Annotated in this window: 10 protein-coding genes; 6 read left to right on the forward strand and 4 right to left on the reverse strand. The window is 68.0% G+C overall.

The window, feature by feature from the left end; all coding sequences use genetic code 11:
- Both AB9O74_RS18580 and AB9O74_RS18585 read right to left on the reverse strand, forming a co-directional pair.
- Positions 1-229: hypothetical protein (locus tag AB9O74_RS18580; protein ID WP_369350167.1), on the reverse strand; the 229-nt coding region annotated here is incomplete at its 3' end.
- A gap of 121 nt (positions 230-350) precedes the next feature.
- Positions 351-749: an HU family DNA-binding protein gene (locus AB9O74_RS18585; protein WP_019185677.1), complete on the reverse strand. Its 399-nt coding sequence runs from the start codon at positions 747-749 to the stop codon at positions 351-353.
- A gap of 364 nt (positions 750-1,113) precedes the next feature.
- Between AB9O74_RS18585 and AB9O74_RS18590 the strand changes: the two genes are divergently transcribed.
- Together AB9O74_RS18590 and AB9O74_RS18595 are read left to right on the forward strand one after the other, a co-directional pair.
- Positions 1,114-1,548 carry an OsmC family protein gene (locus tag AB9O74_RS18590; RefSeq protein WP_176990800.1) on the forward strand — a complete coding sequence of 145 codons (435 nt, stop codon included), beginning with the start codon at positions 1,114-1,116 and terminating at the stop codon, positions 1,546-1,548.
- Between the two features lie 86 nt (positions 1,549-1,634).
- Positions 1,635-3,308, forward strand: a complete 1,674-nt coding sequence (locus AB9O74_RS18595; RefSeq protein WP_369350168.1) for an amidohydrolase — start codon at positions 1,635-1,637, stop codon at positions 3,306-3,308.
- 12 nt (positions 3,309-3,320) lie between these two features.
- Here AB9O74_RS18595 and AB9O74_RS18600 read toward each other — a convergent pair whose 3' ends face one another.
- Positions 3,321-4,196 (reverse strand): PhzF family phenazine biosynthesis protein, encoded by an 876-nt coding sequence (locus tag AB9O74_RS18600; RefSeq protein WP_369350169.1) that lies wholly within the window; start codon positions 4,194-4,196, stop codon positions 3,321-3,323.
- Positions 4,197-4,400: 204 nt separating this feature from the next.
- On the opposite strand from AB9O74_RS18600, the gene AB9O74_RS18605 reads away from it, so the two are divergent.
- The 3 genes from AB9O74_RS18605 to murD are packed head-to-tail and all read left to right on the forward strand — an operon-like array spanning position 4,401 to position 9,780.
- Positions 4,401-7,004 (forward strand): bifunctional aspartate kinase/diaminopimelate decarboxylase, encoded by a 2,604-nt coding sequence (locus AB9O74_RS18605; RefSeq protein WP_369350170.1) that lies wholly within the window; start codon positions 4,401-4,403, stop codon positions 7,002-7,004.
- A 33-nt stretch (positions 7,005-7,037) separates the two neighbouring features.
- Positions 7,038-8,390 (forward strand): UDP-N-acetyl-alpha-D-muramoyl-L-alanyl-L-glutamate epimerase, encoded by a 1,353-nt coding sequence (gene murL / locus AB9O74_RS18610; protein ID WP_369350171.1) that lies wholly within the window; start codon positions 7,038-7,040, stop codon positions 8,388-8,390.
- Positions 8,371-9,780 (forward strand): UDP-N-acetylmuramoyl-L-alanine--D-glutamate ligase, encoded by a 1,410-nt coding sequence (gene murD, locus AB9O74_RS18615; RefSeq protein WP_369350172.1) that lies wholly within the window; start codon positions 8,371-8,373, stop codon positions 9,778-9,780. The genes murL and murD overlap by 20 nt, the downstream gene beginning before the upstream one ends.
- 6 nt (positions 9,781-9,786) lie before the next feature.
- Here murD and AB9O74_RS18620 read toward each other — a convergent pair whose 3' ends face one another.
- Complete coding sequence (locus tag AB9O74_RS18620; RefSeq protein WP_369350173.1) at positions 9,787-10,383, reverse strand: SMI1/KNR4 family protein; 597 nt, start codon at positions 10,381-10,383, stop codon at positions 9,787-9,789.
- A 208-nt stretch (positions 10,384-10,591) separates the two neighbouring features.
- Here AB9O74_RS18620 and AB9O74_RS18625 point away from each other — a divergent pair, with 208 nt between their 5' ends.
- Positions 10,592-11,386, forward strand: a complete 795-nt coding sequence (locus tag AB9O74_RS18625) for a dienelactone hydrolase family protein (protein WP_369350175.1) — start codon at positions 10,592-10,594, stop codon at positions 11,384-11,386.
- Positions 11,387-11,487: the final 101 nt, after the last annotated feature.

Below are 11,487 nucleotides of genomic sequence, written 5' to 3' on the forward strand. Positions count from 1 at the left end.
GCCTGGCGGCGACGGCCTCCTCCTTGATTTTGCCCAGGGGCCTACCGGCCGCTACGGGGCTCGGCGTGCGGAACGCGTGCGCGACACCGTGCCTTTCCTTGGGCGCCAGTGGTCTGGATACGTGGGTCGCGATGCCCTTGCCGGCGAATGTCCCCCGGCGTCGGCCTGCGGCCGCCACCTCCTCCTTTATTTCGCCCACAAGGGCATCGCGACCCAGCGCCCGACTCATCTGCCGCCGCGCCAGGAAAGCTACAGAGCGCCTCGAATGCATGCCACGCAGGTGGGACAAGAACCAAAAAAAACGGGACGGCATATGCCGTCCCGTCCGGGTGCTGCAGGAAGCGCGCGGATTAGAGCGCGGCGTCCTTGAGCTTCTTGAGCGGACGCACCTTCAGCTTGGTGGAGGCCGGCTTGGCGGCGAACCACTGCTCTTCCTTGGTGAACGGGTTGATGCCCTTGCGCTTCGGCTTGGCCGGCACGCTGACGGTGGAGATCTTCAGCAGGCCCGGCAGGGTGAAGCTGCCAGCGCCCTTCTTGTGCACCGAAGCGGCGACGGCGCCTTCCAGCGAGGCGAGCACGGCGCGCACGTCCTTGGCGACAACGCCGGACGCTTCAACGATGTGTGCAACCAGACCAGACTTGCTCAGCACTTCCTTGATCGGCTTGGGAGCGGCCGGCTTCGCGGCTGCCTTCGTAGCGACTTTCTTTACTGCCTTCTTCGGGGCAGCCTTCTTAGCGGTCTTTGCCATGGTTTCCTGTTCCGTGAACGGTTGGTTGTTTGGTCGCGCCGAACCCCGTCGGCAAGCGAAATGTAGGGCAACTATGGGGCGCCGCCAATAGGCAAACGCATAAAAATTCGTGATTTCCACGCCCTTCGTTACCGCAGTGCATCAGGTCATAGCCAAAAAACAGGGTCCGCCCTCGCGGCGGAGGCCATCGGTCATGGACCGTCGCACCCCGACTGTCGCACGAAAACCACTTGAAAACAGCATCCGTCTTGAGATCCGATTCAGCTGGGGGCGGCGCCTGCCGATCGCCTGACGGCAGCCAGACACGGTGCTAACGCGGACCGGTCTAGGCTGGCCAGGCCATTCATCCCGCAGGAGATCAACGATGGGTATTTCGCGTCATGCCACCGCGCATTGGGAAGGTGACCTCAAGACAGGCAAGGGACAATTGAGTACGCCCCAGAGCGGCTTGATGGACAAAACCCGCTATGCCTTCAGCAGCCGCTTCGGCGATGAGAAGGGCACCAACCCGGAAGAACTGATCGCCGCCGCGCACGCCGGGTGCTTCACCATGGCACTCTCGGCCAAGCTCACCGAGGCCGGTTTCGTGCCCACTTCGCTGGATACCGAAGCCAAGGTCGACCTCTCGATGGAGGGCGGCCCGCAGCTGTCGCAGATCACGTTGAAGGTGAAGGCCGTGGTGCCGAACATCGAGGCCACCCAGTTCCGCGCCATCGCCGATGACGCCAAGCAGAACTGCCCGGTGTCCAAGGCACTCAGCGCGGTACCGATCACGCTCGAGGCCGAGCTGGCCGGCTGATCCGCGCAGACGGATTGGTGCACAGCAGATTGTGATGGGAAAGCGGCGGCCGCATAGTCGCCGCTTTCCTGTTGTGGGGTCTCTGCATGCGTCCGACCGCTCTTGCCGCCCTGATCGCCTGCCTGCTGGCCGGCACCGCGCAGGCCGATGTCCGCATGCTGACCGCTGCGACGATCCACACCGGCGATCCCGACGCACCGGCCGCCACTGCCCTGGCCTGGGATACCGATACCGGGCGCGTGCTTGCCGTCGGCGACCGGCAGGCGATGCTCACGCTGTATCCACTCGCGGCATTGACCGACGTCGGCCAGGCGACCGTGATTCCGGGCCTGATCGACGCGCATGCCCACCTGATGTTCCTCGGCGGCACCCTGATGCAGGCCGACCTCACCGGCGCGACCAGTAGCCGGGATATCGTCGCGCGGCTGCAGCGCTTCGCGGCTGACAATCCCGAGGGCTGGCTGCTGGGCAGCGGCTGGGACCAGAATCGCTGGCCGGACAAACAGTTCCCGACCGTGGCCGATCTCGACGCGGCGTTCCCGGACCGGCCGGTCTGGCTGGGTCGCATCGATGGCCATGCCGGCTGGGGCAACAGCGCGGCACTGCGTGCCGTCGCGCGGCAACCCGGGCAACGCGCATTGAAGGGCAGCTGGCAACCGGCCGGCGGGCGCATCGTGCGCGATGCCAAGGGGCAACCGAGCGGGGTGTTCGTCGATGAAGCGATGTCGCTCGTGCAGGCCGCGATCCCGGCGCCGAGCGAGGCCGCGCGCGAGCAGATGCTGGCCCGCGCGCTGGACAAGGCGGTCAGCCAGGGCCTGACCGGTGTGCATGACATGGGCGTATCGCGCGCCGACCTGGCCCTGATGCGTCGCTTCGCCGATGCCGGCAAGCTGCCTCTGCGCATCGATGCGTATGCCGATGGCAATGGCGATGCCCTGGCGGATATCTGTGCCCAAGGCGCGTACCAGCATGCCGGTGGCCGCCTGGAGATGCGCGGGGTGAAACTGTTCATGGATGGGGCGCTGGGCAGCCGCGGGGCCGCGCTGTTGGCCGATTACAGCGACGACCCGCACAACCGTGGGTTGCTGGTGACCTCACCCGACGACTTTGAAACGGCGGTGCGCAAGGCCGATACCTGTCATGTCCAGGTCGCCACGCATGCGATCGGGGATCGTGGCAACCGGATCGCACTGGACACCTATCAGAAGGTGCTGGGCGAGCGTCGCGCCACGGATCATCGCTGGCGGATCGAGCATGCGCAGGTGGTCGCGCTGGAGGACATTCCGCGCTTCGCCCAGCTCGGCGTGATCGCCTCGATGCAACCCACCCACGCCACGTCGGACATGGGCTGGGCGCAGGATCGGGTCGGTCCCGAGCGCATCCTCGGTGCCTATGCGTGGCGACGGATGCTGGCCTCCGGAGCGCGGCTCGCGCTCGGCTCGGATTTCCCGGTCGAGCAGGTCGATCCACGGCTGGGGCTGTATGCCGCGGTTACCCGCCAGGACCGTGCCGGCCAGCCACCAGGGGGCTGGCAGCCCGATCAGCGCCTGACGGCGGCGGAAGCGCTGCGCGGTTTCACCGCCGATGCGGCGTGGGCGGGCCATGACGAAGCCCAGGTCGGCCGGTTGCAGCCGGGACTGCGCGCGGACTTCGTCGTGCTCGACCGCGACCCGCTCAGCGTTCCGCCGGCCGGGCTGGCCGACCTGCAGGTGCGCTCGACCTGGGTCGATGGCGCACCGGTATACGAGGCGGCGCGCTGAGGCGCCGCGGGTTTACCAGTCCAGCGTGCCGCGGATGACGGTCTGCACCTGGCCGCCGGACCAGACGTCACCATGGTCATCGATGCGCAGGGTCAGGCGCGCATCGTGGCCGACTTCCCGGCCCTGGCTGACCACGTAACCGTGCGCGGTACCCGGCAGCGCGTCGCGGCTGTCCAGCCAGGCGGCGAGCACGGCATTGGCCGCACCGGAGGCAGCATCTTCAAAGCGACGGCCATTGCCGACGAAGGCGCGGACCGCGAGATTCCAGGCCTGGCCCTGGCTGCGCGCATAAGCGAACACACCCATGCTGTCGGTCGCCTCGGCCAGCGTTGCCACGGCGTCCCAGTCGGGGGTGAGCGCGCGCAGGGCGGCTTCGTCAGCCAGTTCCACCACCCACCAGCTGCGGCCACCGGCCATGCGCGCCGGCGGCAGGCTGCCCAGTGGCCAACCGGCCAGGACGGTCTGCAGGCGGGGATCGGCGGCGGTGGTCACTTCGGCCACGGCGGCGCGCGGGGTGCGGATTGCGATGGTGCGGGCCTCACCGCTGCCGTCCACGCGCAGCGGCAGGGCCCCGGCGATGCCGTCCTGGATCAGCACGCCCTCCACCGGCGCGGCCACGCCCAGTTCCAGCACCGCATGGGCGGTGCCCACGCTGGGATGGCCGGCGAACGGCACTTCCTTCTGCGGACTGAACATGCGGATGCCGTAGCTGGCGCCCGGGGCCTGCGGCGGGAACACGAAGGTGGTCTCGGGCAGCCGGGTCCAGCGGGCGATGGCCTGCATCGCCGCCTCGTCCAGGCCCTGGGCATCAAGCACCACGGCCAACGGGTTGCCAGCGCCGGGGTAGGGCGAGAACACATCCAGCTGCAGGAAACGACGGGAGGTCATGGCGGTACGCTCGACGAAAACGGGCGGGCAGCTTACCAACCGGCGCCGCCTCCCGGGCCGTGTACGGCGGCGCGTGGACCGGTGTCGGCACAAATCCGGCCCGCCTGGGCCGCCCGGGCCCTGCAACGGCCAGGCTTGGCATAGAATCGGGGGTTCGGCCCGGCGTGCCGGGCGATCCCCCTCACTACCCAAACCTCCACCTCCATGTCAGCTTCCCCCCTTGTCGATCGCTGGATCGTACTGAAGTTCGGCGGCACCTCCGTGTCGCGTCGTCACCGCTGGGACACCATCGGCAAACTGGCGAAAAAACGGGCGGAAGAGACGGGCTCGCGCGTGCTGGTGGTGGTGTCGGCGTTGTCCGGGGTGACCAATGAACTCACCGCGATCGCCGATGGCGCCGCCGACAGCCGCGACCGCGTCGCCGCGCTGGTCGCGCGCCACCGTGAATTCCTGACCGAGCTCGAGCTGGACGCCGCCGCGCTGGATGTCCGCCTGGCCGCGCTTTCCGGGCTGCTGGACGATCCGCGTGCCGCCGGGCGGCCGTTGGAATGGCAGGCCGAGGTGCTGGGCCAGGGCGAGCTGCTGTCCTCGACCGTTGGCGCCGCCTACCTGCGCGCCAGCGGCCTGGATTTCGGCTGGATGGACGCGCGCGAATGGCTCGATGCGCTGCCGCCGCAGCCCAGCCAGAGCGAGTGGTCGCAGCGCCTTTCGGTGAATTGCCAGTGGCGTGCCGAGACCGACTGGGCCACGCGTTTCCGCGCCCAGCCGGCCCGCATGCTGATCACCCAGGGCTTCATTTCCCGTCATGCCGATGGTGGCACCGCCATCCTCGGTCGCGGTGGTTCGGATACGTCCGCGGCGTACTTCGGTGCACTGCTCGGCGCGAGCCGCGTGGAGATCTGGACCGATGTGCCGGGCATGTTCAGCGCCAACCCGAAGGACGTGCCGGATGCGCGCCTGCTGACCCGCCTGGACTATTACGAAGCGCAGGAAATCGCGACCACCGGCGCCAAGGTGCTGCACCCGCGCTCGATCAAGCCGTGCCGCGATGCCGGCGTGCCGATGGCGATCCTGGACACCGAACGCCCCGAGCTGCCGGGCACCAGCATCGATGGCAACGCCGCGGCGGTGCCGGGCGTGAAGGCGATCAGCCGTCGCAACGGCATCGTGCTGGTCTCGATGGAAGGCATCGGCATGTGGCAGCAGGTCGGCTTCCTGGCCGACGTGTTCGGGCTGTTCAAGAAGCATGGCCTCTCCGTCGACCTGATCGGTTCGGCCGAAACCAACGTGACCGTCTCTCTGGACCCGTCCGAAAACCTGGTCAGCACCGATGTGCTGGCCGCGCTGTCGGCCGACCTGTCGCAGATCTGCAAGGTCAAGATCATCGTGCCGTGCGCGGCGATCACCCTGGTCGGCCGCGGCATGCGCTCGATGCTGCACAAGCTCTCGGACGTGTGGGCTACCTTCGGCCGCGAACGCGTGCACATGATTTCGCAGTCATCCAATGACTTGAACCTGACCTTCGTCATCGACGAGGCCGATGCGGACGGCCTGCTGCCGATCCTGCACGCCGAGCTGATCGACAGCGGCGCGATGCCGGTGGAAGAGGGCGAAGTGTTCGGCCCGCGCTGGCGCGAAATCGCGGGCACCATCCGCCCGCGCGAAACCGCCTGGTGGCGCGGCCAGCGCGAGCACCTGCTGACCCTCGCCCAGGCCGGCACGCCGCGTTACGTCTACAACCTGGCCACGGTGCGGGCGCGTGCGCGCGCGCTGAACGCGATCAAGGCGATCGACCAGCGCTACTACGCGATCAAGGCCAACTCGCACCCGGCCATCCTGGAAGTGCTGGAGCAGGAAGGCTTCGGCCTGGAGTGCGTCTCGCACGGCGAGCTCAAGCATGTGTTCAACACGCTGCCGACGCTGTCGCCCAAGCGCGTGCTGTTCACCCCCAGCTTCGCGCCGCACGCCGAGTACGATGCCGCGTTCGCGCTGGGCGTGACCGTCACCCTGGACAACGTGGAAGCCCTGCAGCGCTGGCCGGAACTGTTCAGCAACCGCGAGTTGTGGCTGCGTGTCGACCTGGGCCGTGGCGAAGGCCACCATGCCAAGGTCCGCACCGGTGGCAAGGACTCCAAGTTCGGCCTGCCGATCGCCCGCGTGGATGAGTTCGTGCGCATCGCCGGCGAGCTGGGCACCCGCGTGGTCGGCCTGCATGCGCACCTGGGCAGCGGCGTGGAAACCGCGCAGCACTGGCGCCTGATGTGCGATGAACTGGCCGGGTTCGCCCGCCGCATCGGCAGCGTCGAGACCATCGACATCGGCGGTGGCCTGCCGATCCCGTACAGCGCCGATGACGAGCCGTTCGATCTGGAGGCCTGGGCCGTTGGCCTGGCCGAAGTGAAGGCGGTGCACCCCGCGTTCCGGTTGGCGATCGAGCCAGGTCGTTACCTGGTGGCCGAGTCCGGCGTGCTGCTGGCGCGGGCCACCCAGGTGGTCGAGAAGGACGGCATCCGCCGTGTCGGCCTGGATGCGGGCATGAACACGCTGATGCGTCCGGCCCTGTACGACGCCTGGCATGACATCGAGAACCTCAGCCGTTTGAGTGGCTACTCCGAAGCGATGTTCGATGTGGTCGGGCCGATCTGCGAATCCAGCGATGTGTTCGGCAAGCGCCGCCGCCTGCCGGCCTCGACCGCGCCGGAGGATGTGATGCTGATCGCCGACGCGGGCGCGTACGGCTACGTCATGGCCAACACCTACAACCAGCGCGAGCTGCCGCGCGAGGACATCATCGATGATGGTCCTTGAGTGCTGCCAGCCGCCTTCCAAACCGGATACACCATGACTGCTTTTGATAAACACCAGGTTGCCGTTTTCCGCTTCGTCCGCTGCGAATTCGCTGCGGATACCGGCGTGGCGCAGCTGGTCTACGCCTTCGATGACGGCCCGGAGCTGATCGAGACGGTGACCATCCCGGGCGCGCCGTTCGTGCTCGAGGGTGACCGTGCCGAGGCGGTGCAGCGCGCCCTGCGCCTGCTGCACCTGATCGCCGGCGTGAGCTACTACAAGGCCGGCGTGCCCGAGCAGGTGCGCATCGACAGCTACACGATCGATGCGGCGACCGCGGCGCTGGTCGAGACCGTGTACCTCAACGGCCTGGGCGAATTCGCCTACCGCAATGGCCTGAACCTGCGTGGCCGCTTCCGCCTGCCGGTGGACGGCGAGGCCTTCGCGGCGCCGGCGCTGGGCCTGCGCGAACACGCGCTGGTCGCCATCGGCGGCGGCAAGGATTCGCTGGTCAGCATCGAAGCGTTGCGCAGCCTGGGCATCGCCGAAACGGTCACGTGGATCGGCGGCTCGCAGCTGATCCGCGCCTGCGCCGAGCGCACCGGCCTGCCGATCCTCAACATCGGCCGCACGCTGGCCCCGGAGTTGTTCGAGCTCAACCGCCAGGGGGCCTGGAACGGTCATATCCCGGTCACCGCGGTGAACTCGGCGATCATGGTGCTGGCCGCGCTGCTGCAGGGCGTGGACCAGGTGGTGTTCTCCAACGAGCGCTCGGCCAGTTATGGCAGCCAGATTCCGGGCACGGGCGAGGTCAATCACCAGTGGTCGAAGGGCTGGGCGTTCGAGCAGGCCTTCGGCGAGCATCTGGAACGGCACGTCGCCGCGGACCTGCACTATTACTCGCTGCTGCGCCCGCTCTCGGAGCTGGCGGTGGCGCGTCAGTTCGCCAAGAGCGATGTCTACGACGCGCATTTCTCCAGCTGCAACCGCAATTTCCACATCCTGGGCGAGCGCCCGGTAAACCGCTGGTGCGGCGTCTGCCCGAAGTGCCACTTCGTGTTCCTGGCGCTTGCGCCGTTCATGCCCAAGATGCGCCTGGTCGGCATCTTCGGCCGCAACCTGCTCGACGATATCGAGCAGGCCCCGGGCTTCGATGCACTGCTGGAATTCCAGGACCACAAACCGTTCGAGTGCGTGGGCGAAGGCCGCGAATCGCGCGCGGCGATGGCGACCCTGGCCGCGCGCCCGGAATGGAATGAAGACGTGCTGGTGAAGCGGTTCGTCCACGAGATTCGCCCGCAGCTGGATGCCACCGAACTGCAGATCGAGCCGCTGCTGGCGCTGGAAGGCGAACACCGCATCCCGCCGGCGATCTGGGAGCGTCTGCGTGCGAATTTCGCAGCTTGAAGGCAAGCGCGTTGCGTTGTGGGGATGGGGACGTGAGGGACGCGCGGCGTTCCGCGTCCTGCAGCAGCGGCTGCCGTCGCTGCCGCTGACCTTGTTCTGTCCGGAGGCCGAGGCTGCCGGCGCGCACGAGGAAACCCGCGGCGCGCTGACGGTCCGTTCGGATGTCACCGGCGAGGCACTGGCCGCGTTCGAGGTGGTGATCAAGTCGCCGGGCATCAGCCCGTATGGCGAAGCTGCGTTGCACGCCACGGCGCAGGGCACGCAGTTCATCGGTGGTACCTCGCTGTGGTTCGCCGAACAGGCCGCCGCCGACGGCATCGTGCACGACACCGTGTGCGTGACCGGCACCAAGGGCAAGAGCACCACCACCGCGCTGCTGGCGCATCTGCTGCGTGCTTCGGGCGTGCGCACCGGGCTGATCGGCAACATCGGCCTGCCGCTGCTGGAAGTGCTGGACCCGCAGCCGGTGCCGCGGTACTGGGCGGTGGAGCTGTCCAGCTACCAGACCGGCGAGGTCGCGCGCAGTGGCGCGCACCCGCAGGTCGCCATCGTGCTGAACCTGTTCCCCGAGCACCTGGACTGGCACGGCAGCGAGGCACGCTACATCGAGGACAAGCTGCGGCTGGTCACCGAGGCCGCGCCGCGGATCGCGGTGCTCAACGCCGCCGACCCGCACCTGGCAGGATTGTCGTTGCCGGAGAGCGAGGTCATCTGGTTCAACCAGCCGCAGGGCTGGCATATGCGTGGCGATGTCGTGCATCGCGGCGAGCAGGTGGTGTTCGATACCTCACATACGCCGCTGCCGGGCAGGCACAACCGCGGCAATCTGTGCGCGGTGCTGGCCGCGATCGAGGCCTTGGGCCTGGACGCGGTGGGGCTGGCCCCGGCGGTGCAGGATTTCCGCCCGCTGCCGAACCGTCTGCAGACGATCGGCATGCGCGACGGGATAACCTTCGTCAACGATTCGATCAGCACCACGCCGCACGCGAGCCTGGCCGCGCTGGAGTGCTTCGCCGGGCGCCGCATCGCGCTGCTGGTGGGGGGACATGATCGTGGTCTGGATTGGCACGACTTCGTCGCGCACATGGCGCACGACGTGCCGCCGGTGGAGATCGTCACGATGGGGGCCAACGGGCCACGCATCCACGCGCTGCTGCAGCCGCTGGCCGATGCCGGCCGCTTCGGGCTGCATGCCGCTGCCGACCTGCCCGAGGCCATGCGGCTGGCGCAGGCCGCGCTCGGCGGGGAGGGCGGGGTCGTGCTGCTGTCGCCGGGTGCGCCGAGCTATGGCGTATACCGTGACTACGTCGCCCGTGGCCGCCACTTCGCTGACCTGGCCGGCTTCGATCCGGATCAGATCACGGCGATCCCGGGCATCGGCATCGCCTGAGTCACGTCAGACCTCTTCCTCATCGATGAAGGCGTAGTCGTTTTCGATGAGCTGCTGCAGGTATGCATCGAAGCTCGGCGCGATCACCCGGTAGCTGTCGGGATCGTGCAGATAGCGCACCACCTGGCCGACCGTGCCACCGGGGGCGGGATGGAAATCCAGGTACAGCATCGAGCTGCCGCCGTTGTTCATGCAGTGCGAGAAGCACAGGCGCTTGCCCATCGGCAGGTCGGCATCGATGCCGTCGCCGAGAATCTCCGGGTCTTCCTCCAGCCATTCCTCGTAGATCGAGCGGATGCTGTCATCCCACTGCGCGCTGTCCTCGAAGACCTGGTCCACCGAGCGCAGGTAGTAGGGGTAATGCCCCTCTTCGACGTCCGAGCCCAGCATCAGCACCACGACCTCGCCACCCGGGTAGGTGCGGAAATGCGTGCCATCCACCCGCGCCAGCAGCGCGAGCAGGCTCTCGGGCACCTGCGGCCAGCGCTCGCGCAGGCGCGCCAGGTCAGCGGCGCTGGCCCCTTCGACCCAGGCCCACATCCGCGCATCGTCTTCGGGCAGGCGCGGCACCAGGCCGGACAGGAAGCGGTCGACAAGACTCATGAAGTGTTCCGTAAACAGGGCCGGCCAGCCTGCCATAACAGGGACGGAGGTAGTTAATTCAATAACAGGGACGGGGGTGGTTAATTCAGATGAGGTCGGGCGCGGCCGGTCTGCCGGATCACAGGGGGGAACGTGGACCCGGCGCTTCTACACGGTCCCGTCAACCGGCCGTCATACACTCGGGGCTCTTTCTGTCGGGAGCAGACGCATGAACAGGCAATGGCGGTGGGGTGCGGCGGTGCTGTTGGGGATGACGGCGCTGCCCGCGCTGGCGGCGATGCAGGCCAAGCCGGTGGAGTGGACCCAGGATGGCACCACCTTCAGCGGCGTGCTGGTCTACGACGACGGAGACAACGACAAGCGTCCGGGGCTGGTGATGGTGCCCAACTGGAAGGGCGTCAACGACTCGGCGATCGCCAAGGCCAAGCAGCTGGCCGGCGACGACTACGTGGTGCTGGTTGCCGATGTGTACGGCAAGGGCGTGCGCCCGAAGACCGATGCCGAGGCGGGGCCGGTAGCGACCAAGCTGCGCAATGACCGCCCCGTGCTGCGGGCGCGTGCGCTGAAGGCGATCGAGGTGCTCAAGGCCCAGGCGGGGAAGGCGCCGCTGGATGCCAGCCGGATCGGCGCGGTTGGCTTCTGCTTCGGCGGCACGACCGTGCTCGAGATGGCGCGCGCCGGTGCGCCGCTGGCCGGTGTGGTCAGCCTGCATGGCGGGCTGGGCTCGCCGCTGCCGGCCACGGCCGGTGGCACGCATCCGTCCGTGCTGGTGCTCAATGGCGCCGACGACAAGAGCGTGAGCAAGGATGACATCGCCAGCTTCGAGCAGGAAATGAACGCGGCCAAGGTCGACTGGGAATTCACCAACTACAGCGGCGCAGTGCACTGCTTCGCCGAATCGGACGCCAACAGCCCGCCGGGCTGCGTGTACAACCCGCGTGCGGCCAAGCGCGCGTGGAAGGCGCTGGACGAGTTCTTCGACGAGCGGTTCGAGACGCGCTGAGACGTAATGAGACGTAATGAGACGTAATGAGACGCGGGGTATCGGCCAGCGCTCGGTGGGTAGTGCCGGCCGCTGGCCGGCAGCCCTGCGGAGCCGGCCAG

The sequence above is a fragment of the Stenotrophomonas sp. JAG2 genome, assembly GCF_041080745.1.
Lineage (GTDB): Bacteria > Pseudomonadota > Gammaproteobacteria > Xanthomonadales > Xanthomonadaceae > Stenotrophomonas > Stenotrophomonas maltophilia_AA.

Bases quoted from the DNA above. Each gene is read 5' to 3' on its own strand.
- AB9O74_RS18620 (WP_369350173.1), bottom strand. From the start codon at position 10,383: ATGAGTCTTGTCGACCGCTTCCTGTCCGGCCTGGTGCCGCGCCTGCCC.
- AB9O74_RS18585 (WP_019185677.1), bottom strand. From the start codon at position 749: ATGGCAAAGACCGCTAAGAAGGCTGCCCCGAAGAAGGCAGTAAAGAAA.
- AB9O74_RS18590 (WP_176990800.1), top strand. From the start codon at position 1,114: ATGGGTATTTCGCGTCATGCCACCGCGCATTGGGAAGGTGACCTCAAG.
- AB9O74_RS18605 (WP_369350170.1), top strand. From the start codon at position 4,401: ATGTCAGCTTCCCCCCTTGTCGATCGCTGGATCGTACTGAAGTTCGGC.
- murL (WP_369350171.1), top strand. From the start codon at position 7,038: ATGACTGCTTTTGATAAACACCAGGTTGCCGTTTTCCGCTTCGTCCGC.
- AB9O74_RS18625 (WP_369350175.1), top strand. From the start codon at position 10,592: ATGAACAGGCAATGGCGGTGGGGTGCGGCGGTGCTGTTGGGGATGACG.
- AB9O74_RS18595 (WP_369350168.1), top strand. From the start codon at position 1,635: ATGCGTCCGACCGCTCTTGCCGCCCTGATCGCCTGCCTGCTGGCCGGC.
- AB9O74_RS18600 (WP_369350169.1), bottom strand. From the start codon at position 4,196: ATGACCTCCCGTCGTTTCCTGCAGCTGGATGTGTTCTCGCCCTACCCC.